Source organism: Nocardia cyriacigeorgica (assembly GCF_029868385.1).
Lineage (GTDB): Bacteria > Actinomycetota > Actinomycetes > Mycobacteriales > Mycobacteriaceae > Nocardia > Nocardia cyriacigeorgica_F.
Window position 1 is genome coordinate 100166 of record NZ_JARWNX010000042.1, and the last position, 23840, is coordinate 124005.

The 23840-nt window shown below is 67.6% G+C and carries 24 protein-coding genes and 1 tRNA gene; 12 read left to right on the top strand and 13 right to left on the bottom strand.

Annotated elements, in window-relative coordinates; all coding sequences use genetic code 11:
* Positions 1-106: 106 nt before the first annotated feature.
* The 5 genes from QH168_RS11750 to QH168_RS11770 all read left to right on the top strand — a co-directional run bounded on the left by QH168_RS11750 (position 107) and on the right by QH168_RS11770 (position 5212).
* Entirely contained in the window at positions 107-1567 is a 1461-nt protein-coding gene (locus QH168_RS11750) for a peptide MFS transporter (RefSeq protein WP_280234620.1), read from the top strand.
* 37 nt (positions 1568-1604) lie between these two features.
* On the top strand, positions 1605-3083 hold the full coding sequence (locus QH168_RS11755) for an amino acid permease (protein WP_280234621.1): 1479 nt from the start codon (positions 1605-1607) through the stop codon (positions 3081-3083).
* A 4-nt stretch (positions 3084-3087) separates the two neighbouring features.
* On the top strand, positions 3088-3633 hold the full coding sequence (locus QH168_RS11760; protein ID WP_280234622.1) for a hypothetical protein: 546 nt from the start codon (positions 3088-3090) through the stop codon (positions 3631-3633).
* Between the two features lie 61 nt (positions 3634-3694).
* Positions 3695-3768: transfer RNA gene (locus QH168_RS11765), tRNA-Leu, on the top strand.
* 202 nt (positions 3769-3970) lie between these two features.
* The gene (locus QH168_RS11770; RefSeq protein WP_432421079.1) at positions 3971-5212 is read left to right on the top strand and encodes a hypothetical protein; all 1242 of its coding nucleotides are present in this window, start codon (positions 3971-3973) and stop codon (positions 5210-5212) included.
* A 5-nt stretch (positions 5213-5217) separates the two neighbouring features.
* Here the strand turns inward: QH168_RS11770 and QH168_RS11775 are convergent, their stop codons facing one another.
* The 3 genes from QH168_RS11775 to QH168_RS11785 form a co-directional block, all read right to left on the bottom strand.
* Entirely contained in the window at positions 5218-5664 is a 447-nt protein-coding gene (locus QH168_RS11775; RefSeq protein WP_280234623.1) for a cupin domain-containing protein, read from the bottom strand.
* A 120-nt stretch (positions 5665-5784) separates the two neighbouring features.
* A complete protein-coding gene (locus QH168_RS11780) occupies positions 5785-6615 on the bottom strand; it encodes an NADPH-dependent oxidoreductase (RefSeq protein ID WP_280234624.1) in 831 nt (276 codons plus the stop codon).
* A gap of 105 nt (positions 6616-6720) precedes the next feature.
* Complete coding sequence (locus tag QH168_RS11785) at positions 6721-7941, bottom strand: acyl-CoA dehydrogenase family protein (protein ID WP_280234625.1); 1221 nt, start codon at positions 7939-7941, stop codon at positions 6721-6723.
* Between the two features lie 130 nt (positions 7942-8071).
* On the opposite strand from QH168_RS11785, the gene QH168_RS11790 reads away from it, so the two are divergent.
* Positions 8072-8263, top strand: coding sequence for a hypothetical protein (locus QH168_RS11790; protein ID WP_280234626.1), 192 nt, complete (start codon positions 8072-8074; stop codon positions 8261-8263).
* Between the two features lie 84 nt (positions 8264-8347).
* Here QH168_RS11790 and QH168_RS11795 read toward each other — a convergent pair whose 3' ends face one another.
* Positions 8348-9574 carry a DUF418 domain-containing protein gene (locus QH168_RS11795; protein ID WP_280234627.1) on the bottom strand — a complete coding sequence of 409 codons (1227 nt, stop codon included), beginning with the start codon at positions 9572-9574 and terminating at the stop codon, positions 8348-8350.
* Positions 9575-9704: 130 nt separating this feature from the next.
* Positions 9705-10142 (bottom strand): MarR family winged helix-turn-helix transcriptional regulator, encoded by a 438-nt coding sequence (locus QH168_RS11800; protein ID WP_280234628.1) that lies wholly within the window; start codon positions 10140-10142, stop codon positions 9705-9707.
* 51 nt (positions 10143-10193) lie between these two features.
* Between QH168_RS11800 and QH168_RS11805 the strand changes: the two genes are divergently transcribed.
* Both QH168_RS11805 and QH168_RS11810 read left to right on the top strand, forming a co-directional pair.
* On the top strand, positions 10194-10799 hold the full coding sequence (locus QH168_RS11805) for a TIGR03086 family metal-binding protein (protein WP_280234629.1): 606 nt from the start codon (positions 10194-10196) through the stop codon (positions 10797-10799).
* Between the two features lie 266 nt (positions 10800-11065).
* The gene (locus QH168_RS11810) at positions 11066-11512 is read left to right on the top strand and encodes a hypothetical protein (RefSeq protein WP_280234630.1); all 447 of its coding nucleotides are present in this window, start codon (positions 11066-11068) and stop codon (positions 11510-11512) included.
* Positions 11513-11558: 46 nt separating this feature from the next.
* Here QH168_RS11810 and QH168_RS11815 read toward each other — a convergent pair whose 3' ends face one another.
* The 4 genes from QH168_RS11815 to QH168_RS11830 all read right to left on the bottom strand — a co-directional run bounded on the left by QH168_RS11815 (position 11559) and on the right by QH168_RS11830 (position 15080).
* Positions 11559-12194 (bottom strand): DUF305 domain-containing protein, encoded by a 636-nt coding sequence (locus QH168_RS11815; RefSeq protein WP_280234631.1) that lies wholly within the window; start codon positions 12192-12194, stop codon positions 11559-11561.
* A gap of 79 nt (positions 12195-12273) precedes the next feature.
* Positions 12274-12957: a hypothetical protein gene (locus QH168_RS11820; RefSeq protein WP_280234632.1), complete on the bottom strand. Its 684-nt coding sequence runs from the start codon at positions 12955-12957 to the stop codon at positions 12274-12276.
* Between the two features lie 49 nt (positions 12958-13006).
* The gene (locus QH168_RS11825) at positions 13007-13519 is read right to left on the bottom strand and encodes a hypothetical protein (protein WP_280234633.1); all 513 of its coding nucleotides are present in this window, start codon (positions 13517-13519) and stop codon (positions 13007-13009) included.
* A gap of 151 nt (positions 13520-13670) precedes the next feature.
* Positions 13671-15080, bottom strand: coding sequence for a PLP-dependent aminotransferase family protein (locus QH168_RS11830; protein ID WP_280234634.1), 1410 nt, complete (start codon positions 15078-15080; stop codon positions 13671-13673).
* On the opposite strand from QH168_RS11830, the gene QH168_RS11835 reads away from it, so the two are divergent.
* Positions 15079-16002 carry a DMT family transporter gene (locus QH168_RS11835; RefSeq protein WP_280234635.1) on the top strand — a complete coding sequence of 308 codons (924 nt, stop codon included), beginning with the start codon at positions 15079-15081 and terminating at the stop codon, positions 16000-16002. The two genes, QH168_RS11830 and QH168_RS11835, sit on opposite strands and share 2 nt — an antisense overlap.
* 300 nt (positions 16003-16302) lie before the next feature.
* Here the strand turns inward: QH168_RS11835 and QH168_RS11840 are convergent, their stop codons facing one another.
* On the bottom strand, positions 16303-16896 hold the full coding sequence (locus tag QH168_RS11840; RefSeq protein ID WP_280234636.1) for an AMIN-like domain-containing (lipo)protein: 594 nt from the start codon (positions 16894-16896) through the stop codon (positions 16303-16305).
* Between the two features lie 123 nt (positions 16897-17019).
* Between QH168_RS11840 and QH168_RS11845 the strand changes: the two genes are divergently transcribed.
* Positions 17020-18165: a class I SAM-dependent methyltransferase gene (locus tag QH168_RS11845; RefSeq protein ID WP_280234637.1), complete on the top strand. Its 1146-nt coding sequence runs from the start codon at positions 17020-17022 to the stop codon at positions 18163-18165.
* A 161-nt stretch (positions 18166-18326) separates the two neighbouring features.
* Positions 18327-19184: a Bax inhibitor-1/YccA family protein gene (locus QH168_RS11850; protein ID WP_280234638.1), complete on the top strand. Its 858-nt coding sequence runs from the start codon at positions 18327-18329 to the stop codon at positions 19182-19184.
* Between the two features lie 267 nt (positions 19185-19451).
* Here QH168_RS11850 and QH168_RS11855 read toward each other — a convergent pair whose 3' ends face one another.
* The 3 genes from QH168_RS11855 to QH168_RS11865 all read right to left on the bottom strand — a co-directional run bounded on the left by QH168_RS11855 (position 19452) and on the right by QH168_RS11865 (position 22292).
* Positions 19452-20672: an acetyl-CoA C-acetyltransferase gene (locus QH168_RS11855; RefSeq protein WP_280234639.1), complete on the bottom strand. Its 1221-nt coding sequence runs from the start codon at positions 20670-20672 to the stop codon at positions 19452-19454.
* Positions 20673-20752: 80 nt separating this feature from the next.
* A complete protein-coding gene (locus tag QH168_RS11860; RefSeq protein WP_280234640.1) occupies positions 20753-21631 on the bottom strand; it encodes an SGNH/GDSL hydrolase family protein in 879 nt (292 codons plus the stop codon).
* 193 nt (positions 21632-21824) lie between these two features.
* Positions 21825-22292 carry a hypothetical protein gene (locus QH168_RS11865; RefSeq protein ID WP_280234641.1) on the bottom strand — a complete coding sequence of 156 codons (468 nt, stop codon included), beginning with the start codon at positions 22290-22292 and terminating at the stop codon, positions 21825-21827.
* A 122-nt stretch (positions 22293-22414) separates the two neighbouring features.
* Here QH168_RS11865 and QH168_RS11870 point away from each other — a divergent pair, with 122 nt between their 5' ends.
* Complete coding sequence (locus QH168_RS11870) at positions 22415-23806, top strand: cystathionine beta-synthase (RefSeq protein WP_280234642.1); 1392 nt, start codon at positions 22415-22417, stop codon at positions 23804-23806.
* Positions 23807-23840: the final 34 nt, after the last annotated feature.

The following is a 23840-nucleotide window of genomic DNA, read 5'->3' on the forward strand; positions in this document are numbered from 1 at the left end:
CGCGATGGATGGGACCACCTGCGGAAAATGCGCGTCCACGTCGCGGTTCGATGCATTTTCGGTGTGGATGCCTGTGAACGACCGCCGAACGTGCGATCGTCTGACCATGTCCGACGCAGTAGCCACCGACCCCGCCGAACGGACGCTGTTCGGCCATCCGATCGGGTTGACCAACCTGTTCGGGGTCGAGATGTGGGAGCGGTTCTCCTTCTACGGCATGCTCACCATCCTCGGGTACTACCTGTACTACTCGGTGTCCGACGGCGGTCTCGGGATGGAGCAGAGCACCGCGGTCGGTATCGTCGGGGCCTACGGCGGGCTGGTGTATCTGTCCACGGTGCTCGGTGGCTGGGTCGCCGACCGGCTGCTCGGCATGGAACGCACCGTCTTCTACGGCGGCGTCGTGGTGATGGCGGGCCATATCGCCCTTGCCATCCTGCCCGGACTCACCGGTGTCGGCGTCGGGCTCGTGCTGGTCGCGCTGGGCAGCGGTGCGCTCAAAGCGAACGCCTCCTCACTGCTCGGCACTCTGTATCCGCACGGCGATCCACGCACCGACGGTGGCTTCACCCTGTTCTACCTGGGCATCAACCTCGGTGCCTTCGTCGGCCCGCTGCTGACCGGCCTCCTGCAACGGGAATGGGGTTTCCACGCGGGCTTCGGCGCCGCGGCCATCGGGATGGCGCTCGGCCTCACCCAGTACGTGGTGTTCCGCCGCAATCTCGGCACCGCGGGCAGGCAGGTGCCCGACCCGCTGCCACGCAGCGCCATCGGCAAGATCCTCGGGCTGGTCGCGGCGGCAGCGGTGATCATCGTGCTGGCTGCCGTCACCGGTCTGGTGACCCTCGACAACCTCGCCGACGTCACCACCGGCGTCATCGCCGTGGCCGCCATCGTCTATTTCGCGGTCATGCTGACCGACACCAAAGTGAGCGCGGTCGAACGCAGCCGGGTGCGCGCGTTCATCCCGCTGTTCATCGCCAACGCGGTGTTCTGGTCGCTGTTCCAGCAGATCTTCACCGTGCTCGCGGTCTACTCCGATGAGCGGATGGACTGGAACATCTTCGGCTGGACCGCCCCGTCGAGCTGGATCGGCTCGGTCGAGCCGGTGTGGATCATCGTGCTCTCGCCGCTGTTCGCGCTGATGTGGACCAGACTCGGCTCCCGCGCACCGAGCACCCCGCGCAAGTTCGCGCTCGGCGTGATCGGCATGGGCCTGGCCTTCTGGCTCTTCACGCCGATGTCGCAGACCACCGGCCGCGCCGTGCCCGCGCTGATCGTGCTGTTCATCATGGGCCTGTTCGCGGTATCGGAGCTGCTGATCTCGCCGATCGGTCTGGCCGTCACCACCCAGCTCGCGCCCGAGGTGTTCCGCGCGCAGATGATGGCGCTGTACTTCTTCTCTGTCGGTCTCGGCACTTCGATGTCGGGCACCCTCGCTCGCTACTACGATCCGGAACACGAGTTCGCCTACTTCGGCATCATCGGCGCGGTCGCGATCCTCGCCGGTCTGGTTGTCGCCGGTCTGTCGCCATGGGTGAGCAGACATATGCAAGGCGTCCACTGACCACCCAACTGGAGACCTCGACCCGAAGGAGATCGCCGTGGCGATACCGACCAGCCGCCGCCAGATATTCCGCACCAAGAGCGTGGAACAGTCGATACGCGACACCGACGAACCCGATTCGAAACTCCGCAAGGAACTCACCGCATGGGACCTGACGATCTTCGGTGTCGCCGTCGTCGTCGGCGCGGGCATCTTCACCCTCACCGCGCGCACCGCGGGCAATGTGGCGGGGCCCTCGGTATCGCTGGCGTTCGTCTTCGCCGCTATCGCCTGTGCGCTGACCGCCCTGTGCTACGCCGAGTTCGCCTCGACCGTCCCGGTGGCCGGTAGCGCCTACACCTTCTCCTACGCCACCTTCGGCGAGCTGGCCGCCTGGATCATCGGCTGGGACCTCATCCTGGAATTCGCCCTCGCCGCGGCGGTGGTGTCCAAGGGATGGTCGCAGTATCTGGGTGAGTTGATGGGTTCGCGCTCACCGATCCTGCATATCGGTTCCGTCGATTTCGACTGGGGTGCGGTACTGCTCATCGCGGTGCTCACCACCTTGATCGCGATCGGTACCAAACTGTCGTCGCGGGTGTCGGCGGTGGCCGTCGCCATCAAGCTCGGCGTCATCGCATTGGTGCTGGTGATCGGCGTGACCTACTTCGATTCCGACAACCTGACCCCCTACGTCCCGGAATCCAAGCCGGGTGAAGGCGGCGAAGGTATCCATCAGACGCTGTTCTCCTACCTCACCGGCGCGGGCAACAGCACTTTCGGCTGGTACGGCCTGCTCGCCGCGGCGAGCCTGGTGTTCTTCGCGTTCATCGGTTTCGACGTGGTCGCCACCGCAGCGGAGGAAACCAAGAATCCGCAGCGCGATATGCCGCGCGGCATCCTCGGTTCGCTGATGATCGTGACCGTGCTCTACGTGGCGGTATCGCTGGTGCTCACCGGCATGGTGCCCTACACCGATCTCGCCGGTGACGACGCGACATTGGCCACGGCCTTCGCCATCCACGGCGACACCTGGGTGAAGAACATCATCTCCGTCGGCGCGCTCGCCGGTCTCACCACCGTCGTCATGGTGATGCTGCTCGGTCAGACCCGCGTGCTGTTCGCCATGTCGCGTGACGGGCTGATGCCGCGCAGGCTCGCCCACACCGGTAACCGCGGCACGCCGGTGCGGATCACCGTCATCGTCGGTGTGGTGTGTGCGGTGCTCGCCGGTTTCGTCGAGTTCGGCACGCTCGAGGAGATGGTCAATATCGGCACGCTGTTCGCGTTCGTGCTGGTCTCGATCGGGGTGCTGGTGCTGCGGCGGACCCGCCCGGATCTGCCGCGCGGGTTCAAGGTGCCGTTCGTGCCCCTGCTGCCGATTCTGGCGGTGCTCGCCTGCCTGTGGTTGATGCTGAACCTGTCGGTGGAAACCTGGCTGCGTTTCATTGTCTGGATGGGGCTCGGTTTGGTGGTGTACTTCGCATACAGCAAGCGGCATTCGGTGCTCGGGAAGTCCGTCTCAGAACAGAGGTGACACGATGCGCAATCCGTGGCGACGCAGGCGCCGGGCGCAACCACCCGCCCGCACGGTCGACCATTCCGGCACCGACCTGGTCATCCGCTGGATAGACGCGGTGACCACCGGTCTGGCCGATGCGCCTCCTGGCCCACCGGAGGCGGCGCCCGCCCGGGTCTGCGACGGTATGTTCACCGCCGCGACCATCGCCGCGGTGCTCATCGAGCGTGTCTCCGACCGAACGGAGTATCGCGTCGCGAACAACCGCTGTCTGGCGGCGTCGGTCGAGTTCATGAAGGTCCTCGGCGAGGACACCCTGCGCCGTTACCGCATCCAGGCCGACGCCCAGCCCGTCGGCCTGGACGAGGTGAACTCCGATGCCGACGAACTCGCCATCGCCCGCCACCTCGCCCTGCTCGGCGAAGCCCTCCAGATAGCCCTCTGCGCCGTCACCACCGACCCGGCCCTGTCCGCCGAAATCCGCGAAACCGCCAACGATTCCGGCCTCCTGGCCGCCGACGTCCTCGTCGAAACCTGCCAAACCATCCAATCCGACCCCACCACCTGACCACCCCTCTCAGCCCTGGGGGATTCCGGTACACCCGTACGAGTCGGTAGGGTGAGCCGACGCCCCTATAGCCCAATTGGCAGAGGCAGCGGACTTAAAATCCGCCAAGTGTGGGTTCGAGTCCCACTGGGGGCACTACGCAACCGCAGGTAGACCACTACCTCGGTTCGTGCCGTCCGGGTGATCGGCTGTCTCCGTCCGAAGCGAGTCCGCAGCAGCACCGCCCTGAGATGACCGGAGGTCTCTGAAGTGGCACGATGATGATGCGGCGGACGGCCGCCGTGACGTGGACGCACGGGAGTCTTCGATAGCCGGTGCGCAGCCGGAAGGGATCGTCATGCAGTCGGTTGTGGCTCTGATCGTCCGTACCGGTTGCGCGCTGGCCATGATGCTGGCGGCGGTGGGGCTCGCCGCGCCGGTGTCGGCGGATCCGCCGGATTCGCCGCTGTGCGCGTGGCGGTTCATGTCCAACAGCACGGTGTTGAACGTGGCGTTTCCGGACGCGAACTCGACGTACTGGCTGATGCCGTACGCGCTCGGACCGGGCGACTCGATCGAATTGTCCGGTACCTATCCGGCCGCCAGGTACTTCTCGCTGAACACCTACGGCACCGACCTCGACACGGTGGACACGTTGCGCGACAACCAGATCGTCGCCGACCCGGGCAGCGCCAACCCGTTCGTCGATGCCGCCGCCGCATCGCTGCCCCCGTCGCAGCAGCGTTGGCACGCCAGGCTGGTCAACGGCCCGGCCGACCACAGCCGCAATGAGCTGCGCGCGGTCCCGAGCGGACAGAGCACCCCGATCGGGTTCGTCATCGTCCGCGTCTACGTTCCGGACGATCCGGCCTCGCTCAGCGGCGGTGTCGCGCTACCGGACGTGAAGCTCTCGCTCGCGGGCGCCGACGTGCCCGCCCAGCCGTGCGCGCAGCCCTTCGACCCGGCCACCTACACCGGCCCGATCGCCTCTGCCGCCAAGGCCGCCTTCGATCGGGCGATCGCCGCGGCGGCCTCCGGCGCCTTCCCCGGCAATACACCGGAGGCGAGTTTCGGCAACCCGGCGAGCACCTCGGGGCTCTTCCCGAACGGTGACAACAAGTACATCGGGACGCGCATCAGCTATCAACCCGGCCGCCTGCTCGTGGTGCGCGGTATGGCGCCGACCTTCCCGGACACCAGGGCGGGGCAATCACCGACCGATCCGAGCCAGATGCGGTACTGGTCGATGTGCCAGAACGACCTGCGCTCGCCCTATCCCGTCGTCGCCTGCGCCGCCGACTTCCAGACCGCGCTCGACAGCTCCGGCTACTACACCTATGTGGTCGCCGCACCCACTGACCTGCCGCCGAACCTCGGACCGAATGTGACGGTGATTCCGTGGGGCAGCACCGATGTGGACAAGGTGCTGTTCCTGCGGAACATGACGCCGAGCGCGGCGTTCTATCCGAATTCGATCCAGGCGTCGCAGGACTCCGGTACAGACCCGGCCAGCACGATGGGCCCGTATTACCCGAGGACCGCCTATTGCAGCACCGAAACGTTCGCGACCGGCGGCGCGGATGCCTGCCTCGGCATCTGAGCGGGCTACGGGCAGTCGGGAGCGGGGGCGTCCACGAAAAGTGGTTCTCCCGCGCGGTTGAGATAGGCGACGTACAGCTCGGCCGGTGCGGTGCCGAGATTGCGGCCGACATGGACGTGGTCGGGGCCGACGGTCTCCGACAGTCCTTGACCAGCGGAGTACGTGATCGGCTGACAGTCCGTCTCGTATCGCGTCACCTCGCCGGCCGTCACCAGTGCGAGGACATTACCGTCGTGGTAGTGCCATCCGAGAGTCCCGCCGGGCGCGATGGTGATGCGTCGGAAGGTGTAGACGCTCGGCAACGCGGCGAACGGGTTGAATCCGCTCACATCGACCTGCGTCAGTTGTTCGACGGTCACGCCCGAGGGTGGCGTGGCCGACGTCGAGGGCGCGAGGGCGACGATCGCGGCGGCGACCACGGCGCCGCTGAGGGCAATCCGGTGGATGCGCATTTTCGCAGTATACGAGCCTGCTACCTGCGTGAACGGCGGTTCTGGCGCATTCATGGCCCGACCGTTCCCGACCATGCGGCGGCGATGAACGAGCCACCGCACGCCGTATGCGAACGTGCCTCAGCGGAGCGGGAATCCGTGATTGCGCAGGGATTCGCGGAGCCGGTCGCGGCCGTTGAGCGCGCGGGCGGAGGCGAGGCGGGCGAGCACGGCGGGAACCCAGGAGCGGTCGAGGTTCTGGTCGGCGTAGAAGTCGGTGAGCCTGCGCTCGTACTCGGTGACGTGGGGTCGCTGGCCCGGCAGATCGTAGGTCTCCTGGTGCAGGACCGCTTCGCGTGGGAGCCGGGGTTTCACCTGCGCCTGCTCACTCGGATCGGGGTGGCCGACCACGAGGCCGAAGGTCGCGAACACGTGCTCGGGCAGACGCAGTTCGGCCGCGACCTGTTCGGGATTGTTGCGGATCGCGCCGATGTAGACGGTGCCGAGCCCGAGCGATTCGGCGGCGACCACCGCGTTCTGTGCGGCGAGGGCGGCGTCGATGAAGGCGACGTAGCTCGACTCCAGATAGTCGGCGCCGTCCAGCGGTGCGCCGGAGTCCGCGGCCAGCTGGCGTAACCGCGCGAAATCCGCGGTGAACACCAGCAGGACCGGGGCCTGCCGGATATGCGCCTGATCGCCCGCCAGCTCGGCCAGCCGCGCCTTACGTTCCGGATCGCGCACCGCGACCACACTCCACACCTGGAGATTCGATGAGGTCGGCGCCGACTGGGCGGCCGAGATCAGCAGGCGCAGAGTGTCATCCGATACCGGGTCGGGCAGATACCGTCGCACCGAACGATGCTCGAGCAGCACCTGAAGCGTCGGATTCCATTCGGCCGGTAGTGTGCCGGGCTCCGGGTCCCGGTAGCGCTGCCGTAGCGCCTCGGCCGCGGAGATCAGGGTGCGAGTCATGGCGATCATTGTCGTCGGCGCAGCGGAGATGGTCGCGGGTTGCTGTCACCGTGAACCTAAGCCCGTTGCGCACCCCGCGGCAGTGTGCGCCGCGAACAGGGTCGGTTATGCCCCCACCAGTCCCTTGGCGATGTGGGTGACCTGGATTTCATTGCTGCCCGCGTAGATCATGAGGGATTTGGCGTCGCGGGCGAGCTGTTCGACCTTGTATTCGGCCATATAGCCATTGCCGCCGAAGAGTTGCACCGCTTCCATCGCGACCTCGGTGGCGGCGCGCGAGGAGTACAGCTTCATGGCCGAAGCCTCGGCGAGAGAGACCTTTTCACCCGCTGCGGTGCGTTCGATGGCGTTGAACACCATGTTCTGCACATTGATCCGGGCGATCTCCATTTCGGCGAGTTTGAGCTGGATGAGCTGGAACTGTGCGATCTCCTTGCCCCACAGCTTGCGTGACTTCGCGTAATCGACGCACAGCCGATGACATTCGTTGATGATGCCGAGCGCCAACGACGCGATGCCGATGCGTTCGGCGGCGAAGGATTCCTTGGCGCTGTCCTTGCCGTCGCCCTTGGCCGGATTCTCGGTTTCGCCGAGCAGGCGGTCGGGGGTGATGCGCACGTTGTCGAAGAACAGTTCGCCGGTGGGGGAGGAGTTCATGCCCATCTTCTTGAAGGGCGGGCTCTGGGTGAAGCCCGGCATGCCCTTGTCGAGCACGAACGTCAGGACTTTCCGATCGCGTCGGTCGGTGCCGTCCTGCTCGTCCAATTTGGCGTAGACGACGGTGACGTCCGCGTACGGGCCGTTGGTGATGAAGGTCTTCTGCCCATTGAGGATGTAGTCCGCGCCGTCGCGGCGCACGTAGGACTTCATGCCGCCGAACGCATCCGAGCCCGAGTCGGGTTCGGTGATCGCCCAGGCGCCCACTTTCTCCATGGTGACCAGTTCGGGCAGCCAGCGCTTCTTCTGCGCGAGCGTGCCGCGGCTGCGGATGGTGCCGACGGTGAGTCCGAGACTCACCCCCATCGACGCGACCATGCCGAGGCTCACCCCGGCGAGTTCGCTGTTGAGGATGACCCCCATGCTGCCCGCCCCACTGAACCCGCCGCCCGGCTTCCCCGTGGTTCCGGCCTCTTCCTTCGCGAGCGCTTTCGCGAGCCCTTCCCTGGCCATCTCGTCCAGACCGAAGGTCGCGTACAGCTTGCGGATGATGTCGAACGGCGGCAGCGCACCGCTTTCCAGCTGGTCGACGTGGGGTTTCAGCTCCTTGTCGATGAAGCCGCGCACGGCGTCGCGGAACATCAGGTCTTCGTCGGACCACTGGTACATCTCGTGAACTCCCGAGGGCTCGCCGGAACAGTCCCCCTGAATATAGAACACGTTCTAATTTGTGTCCGGCGGTGTGCCGTTTACCACGAACGGGTGTAGCCGGGTGAACGGAAGTTGGACAATGGTCGGTATGGCACCGGTAACTCGCGTCGGCATCGTGCTGTCGGTCCTCGCCCTGGGGATCCTCGCGGCGTCGATTCTCTTGCAGATCATCAACGACCGGCCCGCGATGCTGGTGGCCGTCACGACGGCGGTCTGGGTCGCCCTCGCGGCGTCGACGTCGGTCGGCGCGCGTCGAGCGCTGGTGCATCCACGGCACTGAGTCCGGCGAAGGCGCCTTCGGCTCGACCGATCACCGCTCGTACAGGCTCGGAGAAATCACGGGCTCGGTTGCGCCGGCCTGTAATCAGTCGTTTCGGGGTTCCGCTGATCCCGTCGTGGCGCCCACGACGGCGGCGGACTTCCGCCACGGCGGCCGCTGCCGGTAGGTCGCCGCACGCAGGACCCACTCCACCGGCCCGTATGGATGCCCGCGCAACCAGCGTTCGCTCACCCACAGCTGGGCGAGGTAGGTGGCGACGGCGATCGCGAGTACCGCGAACGGTGGGATGCGGTCGCCGAGGGCCAATCCGTAACCGGTGAACACGACCGCCATCACCACGGATTGGCCGAGATAGTTGCTGGCGGCCATGCGTCCGGCGGGCTGCATCCGGTGCAGTGCGGGCACGCGGCCGGAGCGGGCGAGCCAGACGAGCGCGGCCACATAGAACACGGTTATGAAGGGGTTGATCAGCTCCTGCGCGCCGAACAGGTACGTCGGCACCTTCCCGTACAGCGTGTGCACGACCACGGTGGCGATCGAGATCGGCAGTCCGATCGCCGCGCCGATCAGCAGGGCGCGCGGCGTCCACCGGCGCAGCCGATCCGCATCCTCGAACAGGCGCGCCTTGCCCGCGGCCAGGCCGATCAGGAACATGCCCATGCTGGTGAATCCCTGGCCGACGAAGGTGAACAGCAGGAATCTCGGCCCGGTCTCGAGCTGGGTGGCGAAGGTTTCGGGAACGCTGCCGAGGAATCCGGTGCGAATGGCCTCCAGATCGAAGATCTGGCCCAGCATCCCGATGCCGCCGCCGCTGCCCGGTATGAACGCGAGCGAGGCGAACAGTACGTACAGCACCGCACCCGTGATGAGGGCCGTGCGGGGCCGAATCTTACGCAGCAGCACCAGGATCACGCCCAATACCGCGTACAGGGTGAGGATGTCGCCGATCCACAGCAGGCAGATGTGTGCGATACCGATCAGCAGCAGTGCGGCGCACCGGCGGAGTAGCCGCGGGACGGGTGCGGCGCCGGCGCGTTCGGCGGCGGCGATCTGGAGTGTGAACGAGTAGCCGAACAGGAACGCGAACAGCAGATAGAACTTGCCGAGGAACAACCCGTAGATGATTCCGTAGGCGAGACGGTCCCAGGTCCCGTCGTACAGCGGAACCGGATCGGAGTTCGGCCCGGTGAACGACAGCAGGATGGTCAGCACCGCGGCATTGGTGACGAGAATCCCGAACAGTGCGAAACCACGCAGCATGTCCATGTCACCGATGCGCCGGGTGAGCGTCGCCTGCGCCGTCTGCACCATGTGGTCAACGTAGGTGGCGCGGGATGTCGTGCACATCGGCCGCCCGGATGATCTGCGGCGGGTGGTGATCAGCCTCGAGAATGACACCGGGTGGATCGGGGGTGGCGACGTGCGCTTCGGCTCGGTGTGATCACGGTTTCGGGTCCTGGCTGCCGTCATGGGCCGAGAGTTGTTGCAGGGCCCGGACGAAATCGCGGCGGAGATCCGGGGACAGGATGGACAGGAGTTCGTCCTCGCGTCGCTGGATCGCCGCCTGCGCGCGATCGCGTAGCTCCCGGCCCGCCGGGGTGAGTGACAGCAGGCGGGCCCGGCGGTCGGCGGGGTCGGGGGTGCGGGTGATCAGCCCGCGCTCCTGGAGATCATCGAGGGTGGGAATGATGCGGGTCTTATCGGCGCCGATGGTCTGGGCCAGCGCCGACTGGGTGCGGACCGGGGACTCCTCGAGGCCGAGCAACACGGCATAGGCCCACATGGTGAGGCCGTGCGATTCCAGGATGGGACGTTCGGCGGCCATCAGGGCGCGGCCGAGCGGCGCGATCATTGCTGCTAGGTCGGGACGGGCCGGCATGGGACGACGATACCCCTGGGCAAATAATAAGCGATCGCATACGATAAGCCTATGCCTACTGAAATACGAGAACTGCACCGCGAGTCCGTTCGACTGTGCCGCGGCGTGATCGACCGCGTCACACCGCGACAGCTCGCCGATCCGACGCCGTGCGCGCAATGGGATCTGCGCGATCTGCTGCACCACATGGCCGTGCAGAATCGCGGTTTCGCCGCGGCATCGGCCGGTCGCGGGAGCGAGTACGACTGGTGGAGAAAAGAATTCGCCGCCGACCCGATCGCCGATTGCGCGGCCTCCTGCGATGAGGTCGTCACCGCGTTCGCCGCCGACGTCCTCGACAGTCCTTGGTCGCTCCCCGATATCACCGACGTCACCATTCCCGGCCACACCGCCATTGGCTTCCATCTCGTCGACTCGGTGATCCACGCCTGGGACGTCGCCCGCGCGATCGGCGACCAGCTCGCGGTCGACCCCGAACTGGCCGCGATGGCCCTGCACATCGCCGAAAAGGTCCCTACCGGCTCGATCCGAGAAGAGCCCGGCGCCCCCTTCGGCCCGGACCTGCCCACCACAGCCGAGGACTCACCCCTGGCCCGAACCCTGCGTCTACTCGGCCGATCCCCCTCCTGGCCCGACACCACCCCGGCCCACGCGTAACCCGAGCCTGTCGAGTGGCACCCCAGCGTGGGGGCTACTCGCGAAACGCCGCGGTCAGGTGCCGCTCGCGGCTCAGGTGGGTGCAACGATGCGGTCGGGTCCGATGGCTTCGCGTGAGCGTTGCGGTCGGCGCCGTCGAGGCGAGAGTGTCGATGGGGGAGATCTCATCGAGACTAACCAGTGATCAAAAACGAGCACGTTCCGGCGGCGAGGGGGCAATACTCGGGACGAATGGCCGATTCCCGCGCGAGCCCAGGAGGAGATTGGTGCATATCGTGATCCGCTCCGTCGCCGGTGCGCTGGCCGCGATAGCGCTGGCCCTCGGGTTCGTCATCGGTGGTTCCGGCCCCGCGGTGGCCCAGCCGACCACGGTGTTCCCGGTGCCGGTGGTGTTCAACTACACCTTCGACCTCTCGCCGTCGGTCGGTGTGGTCCATGTGTCGGCGACCCCGACCGGGGCACCGGGCGAAACCGCGCTGACCGTCGAGGACCCCATTTTCTCGCTCATCCCGTTCTCCCCGTCGGTGCAGGTGAACTGGCGCAACTGGAACACCGGAGCCAACGGCACGATCGAACTGCCGACGACGACCGGTTCGACGACGGGAAAGCCGAAGCCGGTCATCGTCACCACCGGAACGGGCCTGGTCACCGCGACCGTCTTCGCGACGAGCGGCAACCTCCTACCGGGCTTCGGCACCTTCCAGACCCCGTAGCCGCGACCCGGTGGCGGGCGCAACCGACGCCCGCCACCGTCCGGCGTCAGTTCTGGCCGAGCATCTGGCGCATCTGGTCGATCTCGGCCTGCTGGGCGGCGACGATACTGGTCGCGAGTGCCTTGGCATCGGGGTTCACGCCGTCGGCCAGTTCCGTGTTCGCCATATCGATGGCGCCGGTGTGGTGCTCGATCATCATCTGGATCCACTGCCGATCGAACTCGGGTCCGGTGGCATTCTCCAGCGCCGTCATCTGCTCGGGCGTCATCATGCCCGGCATCTGCATACCGTGCTCACCGTGCATATCGTGCCCACCGTGCTCGTCGGCGCCGGGCACCGGCTTCCCGAAGCTTTGCAGCAGCGTGGTGATCTGCTGCATCTCCGGCGCCTGCGCGGCCTCGATCGCGGTGGCGAGGGCCAGCAGCTGCGGGTTCTGCGTGCGGCTCGGCACCATCTGCGCCATATCCACGGCCTGCGCGTGATGCGGGTACATCATCTCGAGGAAGGTGACGTCGGCATCGTTGAAATCGGTGCGCGTCGCCGTGCCGCTGGCTGCGCTGGTGGTCGCGGACGCGCTGGTGGTCTCGCCCGAGGTGGTCGAGGAATCATCGCTACATCCGGCGGCGGTGAGCACCGCGGCGGCGGCGAGGGCGACGATGATCCGGGTACGGGTGATGGACATGGTTGTGCTCCTGGGGAATTGGAAGAATGTGGGTAGGCTGGGTCGTGCCGTGGTCTTCTGGCCAGGACACGAGCGCCCATCAGACCCGCAGAATCGACAATTCCGACAGGGACGGCACCGTCCACGGCGGTGGACGCTCCCGACGAGCCGGGCGCCGCACGGTGAGCGTGCCCGAGCCGTAGAGCGGCTGGAACGCCAACCGGAACAACAACACCAGCCCGATCACCAGACCGAGCATGGACAGGATGAAGACACAGGCGTGCATCCCGCCCTGAGCACCACAACCGCCGCCGCCACAATCCTGTTCGTGCGTGCCGATTCCGGTAGCGGAGACGTGCGTGCCGATTTCGGTTGCGGAGACGCGCATCCCGGTACCAACGGCGGGGATGGGCTCGGTGCCTGCGGTATCGGCGGGCGATAGGGCTTCAACCGTGAGATCGCTTGTAGCGGGGCGGGGTTGATGCGCACCGCGGGCCGCGGTACCGGGCGCGTCGGCGGCGGCCGCTGGGGAGACGCTGCCGTTGTGATCCAGCTCGGCGGTGCCGCCGTGCTGGAGTCGATGCTCGTGCCGGGTGAGTCCGGAAGGCTCGGCACGCGCGTGACCGTGACCGGATGACGTGCTCACCGCACCGTGCGCATGCGCCCCGGCCTGCCCGATGCTGAACACTCCCGCGTGCATCGCGACGATCCCGCCGAGCAGCACGACCAGCGCGAACAGCCGGGCGTACCCGAGTGCTCGTGGAGGAAGGTGCTGGTCGGTCACGGTACCCAGTCTAGAGATCGGTCGTGCGGATACCCCCGCGAGGTACTTGCTAATAGTCCTCGCAGGCGTCGACCGCGGCGTCCTTGGTGGTGTTGAACGTGTCGATGTGGTCGTTCATGGTGTCGGTCGGCGCGTCCTGCTCGAGCAGGTCGGCGAGCTTCTTGCTGTCGTCGCGGTAGTCGCGCAACGCCTGGGATACACCCGAGGGGAGGTTCTTCACCAGCTTGCGGTCGACGTCGTCGGCGCCGTCGCGCAGCGCGGTTTCGGCATCGGCGGCCTTGGTCGCGGTGTCGGGCGCGTCGGCGTTGCTGGCGTCGATGTAGGCGTTGAACTTGCGGATCGAATCACCGTTGGCGGTGCTGAAGGCGTCGCAGGCCGCCGTCGCCGCCGACTTGGCCGCCGCCGACGAGGAGGCCGCCGCCATCGAGGTATAGGTGGCGAGATCGCTCTGGTTGACCTGCGCGGTGCCGGTGACGCTGTTCGAACACGCGCTGATCAGAACGATTCCGCCGGTGATCGCTACCGAGGCAGCGGCCAGGCTCGTGCGTTCGAATCGTCGCATCGGTCTTTCTCCCCTCGCGGATGCCCGGCCGCCCCGTGTCTTCGCGGAGACAGACATTGCCAGGCATCTGACCGTAAGTTCTCCTGACCGTACTGTGTCGTCGACGCCGATGGCCAAGCGTGGCGCGATAGTTGGCGAACCGATATCCCGGTCAGCTCTGCCGCGCCAGGGCCTGCCCGATCGCCCGCGCGCCGTCGGGGAAGGCGCCGGGGTTCGGCCCGGAGTAGTTGAGCCGCAGATGCGGTCCGGTCGGTTCGGCGGGGAACCATTCGTCACCGGCCGCCACGATCACACCGTCGGCCGCGCAGTCGCGGACCAGTCGGGCCAGATCGGTGGCGTCGGGCAGTCGCACCCAGAGGTTCAGGCCGCCTTCGGGAACCGCCGTGACGTGCGCGGTGGGCGCGTGCTCGGCCAGGGCGTCGATGAGCAGGTCGCGGCGAGCGGCCAGTTGCTGGCGCTGTGTGCGCAGATGGTTGCGCCAGGCCGGTTGGGTGACCACGTCGAGCGCGACGGTCTGCAACATGGCGCTCACATACATCGATTCGGCCTGGGTATCGGCGAGGATGCGGTCACGCGCCGGTCCGCGCGCGATAACGGCGGCGATCCGCACCGCCGGTGACACGCTTTTGGTGAGCGAGCGCAGGTAGACGACGTGTCCGGCGTCATCGCGCGCGGCGACGGGCACCGGGGCGGCGGTGATGCCGAAATCGTGTGCCCAATCGTCCTCGATCAGGAACGCGCCGTGGCCGCGCACGATCTCGAGCACCCGGTCGGCCACGTCCGGTGGCCAGCACGCACCGGTGGGATTGGCGAAGTTCGGTTGGGCGTAGAAGGCGCGCGCGCCGGTGCGGCGGAAGGCGCGGTCGAGGTCGTCGGGGTCGGGTCCGCCGCGACCGCTCGGTACCGGAACGACCTGGATACCGGCCTGCGCGGCGGCGAGCATGGCGCCCCAGTAGGTGGGCGATTCGATCAGCAGCGGTTGTCCGGCCCCGACCAGCGCGCGGAAGGCGCTGCTGAGTCCGCTCTGACTGCCGGGGATGACAATGGCGTCATTGTGCGCGGGGGTCGCGACGCCGACCGGTGCGGCGGCGGCGAGTTCGGAGACGAACCAGGACTGGAGTTCGGGAAGTCCCGCGACCGGCGGACGCGACATCGTGGCGGCGCTGCGCGCGGCGCGCGAGAAGGCGGCTCGGACCAGGCGCTCGGGTAGCAGTTCACGGTCGGGATATCCCGAATGCAAGGCGATCGCGTCATGCGGTGCGGTGCGTAGTGCGGCGGCGAGCTGCGGTGCGCGACCGACCGGCGATCCGAGCGCGGCCGTCTGCCAGCCGTAGTCGTTGGGCCGGGCGACGCGCACCGCTCGCACGAAAGTGCCTACACCGGGCCGACTTTCGATCATCCCCTGCGCTGTCAACGTCCGCAGCGCCTTCTGCACCGTGACCGGGCTCGCGCCGTACTTCGCCACCAACGACCGGGTCGACGGCAGTTTCGCGCCCGGTGCGGCCGTGGCGATCCACGCGCGGAGTTCGGCGACGATACGCGCACTGCTATCGTTGTACATGAGTGTACAGAGTAGCGCTATCGTCGATTCGCGCCCACCGCTACCCGTCGCGCAGAGCGGATTCCGGTGGGGTCTGCTCGGTGTCCTCGCCTTCTCCCTCACCGTCCCGTTCACGCGTGTGGCCGTTGCCGATGGTGGAATATCGCCGCTGTTCATCGGCGCGGGCCGGGCTGCGGTCGCCGCTCTCCTCGCCGCCATCGCGCTGACGATCACCAAACAGCGCCTGCCGCGTGGCACTCAGTGGGGGCGGATCGCGATCGTGGCAGGCGGTGTCGTGATGGGCTTTCCGCTGCTGACGTCCTACGCGCTGACCACCGCACCGGCCGGTCACAGCGCGGTGGTCATCGCCTTGCTGCCTGCCGCGACCGCGGTCACGGTGGTGCTCCGCGGCCACGAACGACCACCACGCGTCTTCTGGTTCTCGGCGGGTGCCGGTGCGCTCGCCGCCGTCGTCTTCGCCGCCGTGCAGAGCGGCGGAGCGCTCGCACTGCACTGGTCGGATCTGCTGCTGTTCGGTGCGGTCGCGGCCGCCGCGATCGGATACGCCGAAGGCGGGCTGCTGTCCCGTGAACTCGGCTCCTGGCAGACGGTCTCCTGGGCGCTGGTTCTCGCCGCGCCGCTGATGATCGTGCTCACCGGACTGTCGATTGCGCAGCAGCCACCGAGCGGCACCGCGACCGAATGGGCCGCCTTCGCCTACCTCTCCGTGGTGAGCATGTACCTCGGCTTCTTCGCCTGGTATCGAGGACTCGCGATCGGGCCGATGGCCCAGGTCAGCCAGGTCCAGCTGGTACAGCCCGTGCTGACCATCGGCTGGGCGGCCCTCCTGCTGGGCGAACAACTCACCTGGCCGACCGTGTCCGGCGGGCTTGCCGTCGTCTGCTGCGCCGCCCTCGCCGTACGTGCGCGCCTCGCGGGCTAGGTGTGGCGCTGTGGAGGCCCCGACGGCCTCGGCCGTACGTGCGCGGCTTGTGGGCTAGGTGTCGCGCTGTAGTCCGGACGCCCCCGAGGTGGGGGGGCATGCACCGACGGCCGGGACGCCCCGACGCGGGTGGCATGCCCCGACGCGGGTTGCAGCGTTGCGATGTGGAACGGGTCGCGATGCGGGAGCGCCGTTTCCGGTACTACCTCGACGCCTACGGCACCCACTCCATCCATGGCCGCGGGGATCGTGACCCAGGCCCGTGGCGTCTCGCAGGGGCCAGGCGCGTCGCGATCCTCGCTAGGACGTCGCGATATCGATGACGAGCCGAGTGGGACCGCTCTGCGTGCTCACCGCGAACGCGGGCCGGTCACCGTTGACGCCGATGAACGACTGGGTGATGCCCTCGAACACGGTCGCCCGGTAGACCCCGGCGATGCCGGGCGCCGAGGGATCGGTGGCCGGGTCCGGGCCCGAATACGGCTCGACCCCACTGTCGAACGGGTACGCCGACCCGGTGATCCGCACTTCCAGCACGGACTGCCCGGCGACGTCGATGGCGGCGCCGCTGCCGTCCTGAACCGCCGCGTCGGTGTATTCGACGACCCAGCCCGGTGTGCCGGTGCCGCCGAGTTCGTAGACCACCCGGTCGAATCCGTCGTGATGGCCGATGCGGATATCGGTGACGGTCAGTGCGGCGTCACCGGAGGCCTCGGCGCGTTTCGGTTCGGCATCCGACGGCGCGGCCGGGGGCGCTGCCGCGGTGGTGGTCGCCTCGGCCGAGGTGGTGGGGGCGTCGACGACGGTGGTCGGGGTCGAATCGCTGTCGCCGCAGGCCGCCGCGAATCCGACGACGCCGACGGCAACCAGGCCGACCACCAGCTTGTTACGCATGTGGCAGATGTTACCCATGTTCGCCCGTTCGCAGCGGGTAATCGGCGCGGGGTGTTCGCGTACCCGCGCCGCCCGAACTGGGCCCGACGTGCTTATCGGGCAACGATCTAGCACACTTGACGGGTGCTGAATGTGGAGGATCTGCTGGGGCGGCTGCGCCGGTATCCGGATGTGGAGGCGTCGAACCTGTATGCCGTCGATGCCGCTGACCGGTTGATTCTCGATGTCGCGGCGGAGGCGCTCACCACCGCGGATAGCGGGGAAGTTGCGGTTATCGGCGACAGTTACGGCGCCCTGACCCTCGGCGCCGCGGCCGCGCACGATCTGCGTGGCGTGCGCGTCCATCAGGATCTGCTCACCGGCGAACTCGCCCTCGCCGCCAATGCTCGCGCCGTCGGTTTCACCGACCGCTATACCGCCCACGCCCTCGACGCCGACCTGTTGAAGGGCGTGCGCGTGGTGCTGCTGCGTCTGCCGCGCGTGCTGGCGGGACTGTCCGAGGTCGCCGACGCCATCGCCCGTTTCGCCGCCCCCGACGTGGTGATCTTCGCGGGCGGTCGCGACAAGTATCTGACCAAATCGATGAACGACGTTCTCGCCGAATCGTTCACCGAGGTGCGGGCCAGCCGCGGCAGGCAGAAATCGCGCACCCTGCTGGTCAGCGGTCCGAAACCGGTGGGCGATCCGCCGTTTCCGGTGCGCGAGCATATCGGCGAACTCGATATCGATGTCGTCGCGCACGGCGCCGCGTTCTCCGGCGCCCGCCTCGATATCGGCACCCGATTCCTGCTCCAGCACATGAAGACCATGAAGCCCGACGCCCGCGACGCCATCGATCTCGGCTGCGGGACCGGCATCCTCGCCGTCGCACTGGCGAAGGCGCGACCGCGGCTGGAAGTGGTCGGCACCGATCAGTCCGCCGCCGCCGTGGCCTCCGCGGTCGCCACGGTGGCCGCCAATCAGATGACCGATCGGGTGAGCGTGGTGCGCGATGACGCGATGTCGACCGCACCGGACAACAGCGCCGATCTGGTGCTGTGCAATCCGCCGTTCCATGTGGGCGCGGCCGTGCACACCGGGTCGGCGATCAAGATGTTCGCCGAGACCGGCCGGGTACTGCGGCCGGGCGGTGAACTCTGGACCGTCTACAACTCGCATCTGAACTATCGCGGCGTCGTCGAGCGAATGGTGGGACGTACCGATGTGATCGGACGCAACCGCAAATTCACCGTCACCCGGTCGGTGTGTGGCCTGCACGACGCCCAGTAGCGGTAGAGTCCGATTTGTCGGTCTTTATCACAATGCCGAGTCGCCGTTCGGGAACTCGGCGGCGGTGAAGATCGTTGGACACAACAGTTGGATATCGAGCAGCGACTCGATGCCGACGGCCACGCCTCGACGTGGGCCACGACTCCAGAAAGGGACAAGCGGTGCGCGCCACAAGCAATCCGGTTTTCAAGAATTTGCCGAAACAGGAAGGCGGCGGTTACGCCAACTTCGGTTCGGGCGTGGCCGGTGCGGGGCAGCTGGGCCAGCAGTTCGGTAACCAGTACGGCCAGCCCCCGCAGTACCAGCCCTATCAGCAGGCGCCCGCCACCCGGTCGATGACCATCGACGATGTGGTGACCAAAACGGGCATCACGCTGGGTGTGCTGGCGGTGTCGGCCCTCATCTCCTTCATCCTGAGCAGCGCGAACAACGGTCTCGCACCGCTGTTCGTGATCGTCGGCGGTCTGGTGGGCCTGGTGCTGGTGCTGGTCGCCAGCTTCGGCCGCAAGATGGACAACCCCGCCATCGTGCTCGGTTACGCGGTTGCCGAGGGTCTGTTCCTCGGTGCGCTGTCGCTGATGTTCACCGACGTCTCGTTCGGTGGTGCTGGCGGTTCGGCGCTGATCGGTCAGGCCGTGCTCGGCACCTTCGGTGTGTTCGCCGGCATGCTGGTCGTCTACAAGACCGGCGCCATCCGGGTCACCCCGCGCTTCACCCGCATGATCGTCGGCGCGATGATCGGTGTGCTGGTGCTGGTCGTCGGCAACCTGATCGCCAGCTTCTTCACCGACGGCGGCTTCGGCCTGCGTGACGGCGGCCCCATCGCCATCATCTTCAGCCTGGTCTGCATCGCCATCGCCGCGTTCAGCTTCCTGCTCGACTTCGACGCCGCCGATCAGCTGATCCGCGCCCAGGCGCCGGAGAAGGCCGCCTGGGGCGTCGCCCTCGGCCTCACCGTCACCCTGGTCTGGCTCTACGTCGAGATCCTGCGCCTGCTGAGCTACTTCCAGAACGATTAGCAAGCGCGCGGCCGAGGCCGCGCTGACAACCACCCGACGGGGCGGTCGCCGATATCGGCGACCGCCCCGTCGGCATAGACCAGGGCTGACAACGCCGTCAGCCACATGAGAACGGTCCCGAACAAAAAGATTCGGGACCGTTCTACCGATCTCGCAAGATCCGGGTAACTCACCGGGTACGGGCTGACCTTACCCACCACCTCACCGCCGACCGCCAACGCTACGGGCGTGCCACCTGAGTCTGGCCAAAAATCCCGGAGAGGCGGATCAGCTCAGGCGCTCGAGGACCATGGCCATGCCCTGGCCGCCGCCGACGCACATGGTCTCCAGACCGAACTGCTTGTCGTGGGTCTGGAGGTTGTTGATCAGCGTCGCGGTGATGCGTGCGCCGGTCATACCGAACGGGTGGCCGAGGGCGATCGCGCCACCGGAGACGTTGAGCCGGTCCAGATCCATGTTCAGCTCACGGGCCGAACCGAGCACCTGCACCGCGAAGGCCTCGTTGATCTCGTACAGGTCGATATCGTCGATGGTCTTGCCCGCGATCTTCAGCGCCTTGCGGACCGCTTCGATCGGGCCCAGGCCCATGATCTCCGGCGACAGACCGGACACACCGGTCGAGACGATGCGCGCCAGCGGGGTCAGGCCCAGTTCCTTGGCCTTGGTGTCGCTCATGATCACCAGGGCGGCGGCGCCGTCGTTGAGCGGGCAGGCATTACCGGCGGTCACGGTGCCGTCGGGTCGGAACACCGGCTTGAGCTGCGAGATCTTCTCGTAGGTCGTCCCGGCGCGCGGGCCGTCATCGGTGGAGACGACGGTGCCGTCGGGCAGGGTGACCGGGGTGATCTCCCGCTCGAAGAAACCGGCCTTGATGGCCTCTTCGGCGCGGTTCTGCGAGCGCACGCCCCAGTGGTCCTGGTCCTCGCGCGAGATGCCGGTGTACTGGGCGACGTTCTCGGCGGTCTGGCCCATCGCGATGTAGACATCGGGCAGCTCGCCGCCTTCACGCGGATCGTGCCAGCCGTCGGAGCCGCCTTCGGCGCGCTTGGTGGTGCGCGATTCGGCCTCGGCGAACTTCTCGTTGTGGGTGTCGGGCCAGCCGTCGGAGGTGCCCTTCGGGAAGCGCGAGACGGTCTCGACACCGGCGGAGATGAACACATCGCCTTCACCGGCCTTGATGGCGTGCAGCGCCATGCGGGTGGTCTGTAGCGACGACGAACAGTACCGGTTGAGCGTCACACCGGGCAGGAAGTCGTAGCCGAGCTGGGTGGCCACCACCTTGGCCATGTTGAAACCGGCTTCGCCGCCGGGCTGGCCGCAGCCGAGCATCAGATCGTCGATCTGGGTGGGGTCGAGCGCGGGCACCTTGTCCAGCGCGGCGCGGACCATCTGGGTGGCGAGGTCGTCCGGCCGCATGCTCACCAGAGAACCCTTGCCTGCACGGCCGATGGGGGAGCGGGCGTACGAAACGATGACGGCCTCAGGCATGAGGACTCCTTATGTCTCGGAGCACGCAGGTGTGGGCACGGCCATACATGCGGTACTCGCGGGTACGAATCACTTCGAATCTACGTCGCGCTCGCCGAGGGGGAAACACCCGGTGCGGCCAGATCCCGCTCAGCGAGAGCCTGTAGCAGAACCGGCAGCAGATGCTCGGCGGCGAGGGCGTATCCGGCGGCCGAGGGATGGAAGCCGTCGGCGGAGAACATCTGTTCCGGTGCGGCGTGGAAGTCCTTGCCGAGCAGATCGCCCATGGCCACCGGATGTCCGCCCGCGGTGAGCGTGACGGCCGTCTGGGCCCTGGCCAGCCGCTGACTCCAGGTGTGCACCACGCTGCGCAGCGGCTGCGGTATGGCGGTGACGGTACCCAGATCGGGGCAGGTGCCGACCACCACGACGGCGCCCGCCTCGTGCAGTCGCGCCACGGCTCGTTTGAGCCGGTCGGCCGAGCGGGTCACCGAATGCTTCTTGGTGATGTCGTTGCCGCCGATCAGGATTACCGCGGCGTCCGGTGGCGGCCCGGCCACGAACATGGCGTCGACCTGCCCGGACAGGCCCTTGGAGGTCGCGCCGGAGATGGCCTTGGTGCTCAGCCGGACGCGCTGCCCGGTCGTTTCGGCCACACCACGGGCGATCCGCACACCGGGTACTTCGGTGGCGGCGGTGCAGCCGACGCCCGCCGCGGTGGAATCGCCGAAGATCATCAGGTGCAGGTCGGCGTGCCGGTCCAAGCGCCACGGTTGCGGCCGCTCACTGCCCGGTGGATAGATTCCGTCGGCTTCCGGTGGTTTGGAGGTGTCGCGCCCGATGACGCCGCGTGCGACGCCCGCCTGCGCCATGAGCAACCGATACGCCGCCCACGAGGCCGTGCCCGCACCCGACCCGGCGAGCACGGTCGCGGCGCCGGTCACCGCGGCCGCACGCCATCCGATTCGAGGTTCGCCCACGAAGAGAAATTTTACGTACTCTCGCCGTTGTCGCAGCTCTGCTCAGGAATCGTTGGCAGCCACCGGCGCCCTCGGCGCGCGCGGTTGCCCACCTGGCCGCGTGTCGTCCGACCCACCTGCTGTCCGGTCGCAGTGAGCGCCTGCCGCCGGTGCGGGCACCGAGGCACCCGGCTGCGCACGCCGATGTGGGCGATCAGGCCGGGACGTCGAAGGAACCGCGCGCCGGGATATTGGCGTGGTTGGTGCTGACGGTGACCTCGATCCGGCCCGGCCCGGTGTCCTGGAACAGCGAGTACTGGATGCTGCCGTAGATGCCGGTCACCACATTGTTCTCGTAGCTGCCGGTGGCGCCGGTGGTGGTGTTGCGCCAGGCCACGGTGGCGCGGACCTCGCACAGTGGGGCCAGCGGGTACTGACCGGGTCCGATGCCGCCGACGGGCGCCGCGCGCACGTTCACCACGGCGCGGCCGGGCCAGTCGGGGCTGGTGTCGGCCCAGGTGTGGATGCTGGTCCAGCACAGCCCGCCGTAGGCGGAGGTGGGGACATCGGGGAACGCGACGGTGTGCGTCGTCGCGGCAGCGGGCGCACCGGTCGCGACGACCAGCGCGACCGCCGATCCGGCCAGCACCGCGGCGACCCTGGCAGTGTTCGGCAGCCTCATAGCCGCAGATATTAGGCGGCGGAGGCACTTTCCGCAGGATCCGCGCCGCGACCGGGCCGCCGCCGGTGTGGTGTGCGTGACCGGCCCGCACCTACCGGCAACGGTTCTGCAACGATGGAGTCATGCGCATCGCGGATCATGTCGTGGACCTCATCGGCAACACCCCGCTGGTCCGGTTGAACTCGGTCGTCGGGCCGAACGCCGGTGTGGTGGCCGCCAAGATCGAATACCTGAACCCGGGCGGCAGCTCCAAGGACCGCATCGCGGTGAAGATGATCGAGGCCGCCGAAGCATCCGGGCAGCTACGCCCCGGCGGCACGATTGTGGAGCCGACCTCGGGTAATACCGGCGTCGGCCTGGCGCTGGTCGCACAGCAGCGCGGCTACAAATGCGTGTTCGTCTGCCCGGACAAGGTCAGCGAGGACAAGCGCAACGTGCTGCGCGCCTACGGCGCCGAGGTGGTGGTGTGCCCCACCGCGGTCCCGCCGGACCACCCCGACAGCTACTACAGCGTCTCCGACCGCCTCGTCCGCGAGATCGACGGCGCGTGGAAACCGAACCAGTACGCCAACCCCGGCGGTCCCGACAGCCACTACGAGACCACCGGCCCCGAGATCTGGCGTGACACCGACGGCAAGATCACCCATTTCGTGGCGGGCGTCGGCACCGGCGGCACCATCACCGGCACCGGCCGCTACCTCAAAGAGGTCTCGGGCGGGAAGGTGCAGATCATCGGCGCCGATCCCGAGGGTTCGGTGTATTCCGGTGGCACCGGTCGCCCGTATCTGGTGGAGGGTGTCGGTGAGGATTTCTGGCCCTCGGCCTACGACCCGGAGATCCCGGACGAGATCATCGCCGTCTCCGATGCGGACTCCTTCGATATGACCCGCCGCCTCGCCCGTGAAGAGGGCCTGCTGGTCGGCGGTTCCTGCGGTATGGCCGTCGTCGCCGCCATCGAGGTCGCCCGCCGCGATCCCGACGCGCTCGTGGTGGTCCTGCTGCCCGACGGTGGCCGCGGCTACCTGTCCAAGATCTTCAACGACGATTGGATGAGTTCCTACGGGTTCCTGCGCACCCGTCTCGACGGTTCCACCGCCGAACCCCTCGTCGGTGACGTACTGCGCGGCAAGTCCGGCGCCCTGCCCGACCTGGTGCACACCCATCCGTCGGAAACTCTGCGCGATGCCATCGAGATCCTGCGCGAGTACGGCGTCTCGCAGATGCCGGTGGTCGGGGCCGAACCGCCGGTCATGGCGGGCGAGGTCGCGGGCAGCGTCTCCGAACGTGATCTGCTCTCGGCGGTTTTCGAAGGCCGCGCGCATCTCACCGATTCGGTGGCGCAGCATATGTCGCCGTCGTTCCCGCTGATCGGTTCGGGTGAACCGATTTCGGCGGCCACCAAGGCGCTGTCGGATTCCGATGCGCTGATGGTCGTGGAGGACGGCAAACCCGTCGGTGTGATCACCCGGCACGATCTGCTCGGTTTCCTGAGCACGGGAGCTATCGGGAAGTAAGCGCGGAAGTGCTCGGGCCGCTCGTGGGTTGCTC

Excerpts from the sequence above, each read along its gene's own strand:
- QH168_RS11800 (WP_280234628.1), bottom strand. The coding sequence starts at position 10,142 with ATGCCGGCCCGTCCCGACCTAGCAGCAATGATCGCGCCGCTCGGCCGC.
- QH168_RS11790 (WP_280234626.1), top strand. The coding sequence starts at position 8,072 with ATGGCACCGGTAACTCGCGTCGGCATCGTGCTGTCGGTCCTCGCCCTG.
- QH168_RS11870 (WP_280234642.1), top strand. The coding sequence starts at position 22,415 with ATGCGCATCGCGGATCATGTCGTGGACCTCATCGGCAACACCCCGCTG.
- QH168_RS11775 (WP_280234623.1), bottom strand. The coding sequence starts at position 5,664 with ATGCGCATCCACCGGATTGCCCTCAGCGGCGCCGTGGTCGCCGCCGCG.
- QH168_RS11795 (WP_280234627.1), bottom strand. The coding sequence starts at position 9,574 with ATGGTGCAGACGGCGCAGGCGACGCTCACCCGGCGCATCGGTGACATG.
- QH168_RS11830 (WP_280234634.1), bottom strand. The coding sequence starts at position 15,080 with ATGTACAACGATAGCAGTGCGCGTATCGTCGCCGAACTCCGCGCGTGG.
- QH168_RS11770 (WP_432421079.1), top strand. The coding sequence starts at position 3,971 with ATGCAGTCGGTTGTGGCTCTGATCGTCCGTACCGGTTGCGCGCTGGCC.
- QH168_RS11855 (WP_280234639.1), bottom strand. The coding sequence starts at position 20,672 with ATGCCTGAGGCCGTCATCGTTTCGTACGCCCGCTCCCCCATCGGCCGT.
- QH168_RS11825 (WP_280234633.1), bottom strand. The coding sequence starts at position 13,519 with ATGCGACGATTCGAACGCACGAGCCTGGCCGCTGCCTCGGTAGCGATC.
- QH168_RS11835 (WP_280234635.1), top strand. The coding sequence starts at position 15,079 with ATGAGTGTACAGAGTAGCGCTATCGTCGATTCGCGCCCACCGCTACCC.
- QH168_RS11785 (WP_280234625.1), bottom strand. The coding sequence starts at position 7,941 with ATGTACCAGTGGTCCGACGAAGACCTGATGTTCCGCGACGCCGTGCGC.
- QH168_RS11815 (WP_280234631.1), bottom strand. The coding sequence starts at position 12,194 with ATGTCCATCACCCGTACCCGGATCATCGTCGCCCTCGCCGCCGCCGCG.
- QH168_RS11865 (WP_280234641.1), bottom strand. The coding sequence starts at position 22,292 with ATGAGGCTGCCGAACACTGCCAGGGTCGCCGCGGTGCTGGCCGGATCG.
- QH168_RS11760 (WP_280234622.1), top strand. The coding sequence starts at position 3,088 with ATGCGCAATCCGTGGCGACGCAGGCGCCGGGCGCAACCACCCGCCCGC.
- QH168_RS11750 (WP_280234620.1), top strand. The coding sequence starts at position 107 with ATGTCCGACGCAGTAGCCACCGACCCCGCCGAACGGACGCTGTTCGGC.
- QH168_RS11780 (WP_280234624.1), bottom strand. The coding sequence starts at position 6,615 with ATGACTCGCACCCTGATCTCCGCGGCCGAGGCGCTACGGCAGCGCTAC.
- QH168_RS11840 (WP_280234636.1), bottom strand. The coding sequence starts at position 16,896 with ATGCGTAACAAGCTGGTGGTCGGCCTGGTTGCCGTCGGCGTCGTCGGA.
- QH168_RS11805 (WP_280234629.1), top strand. The coding sequence starts at position 10,194 with ATGCCTACTGAAATACGAGAACTGCACCGCGAGTCCGTTCGACTGTGC.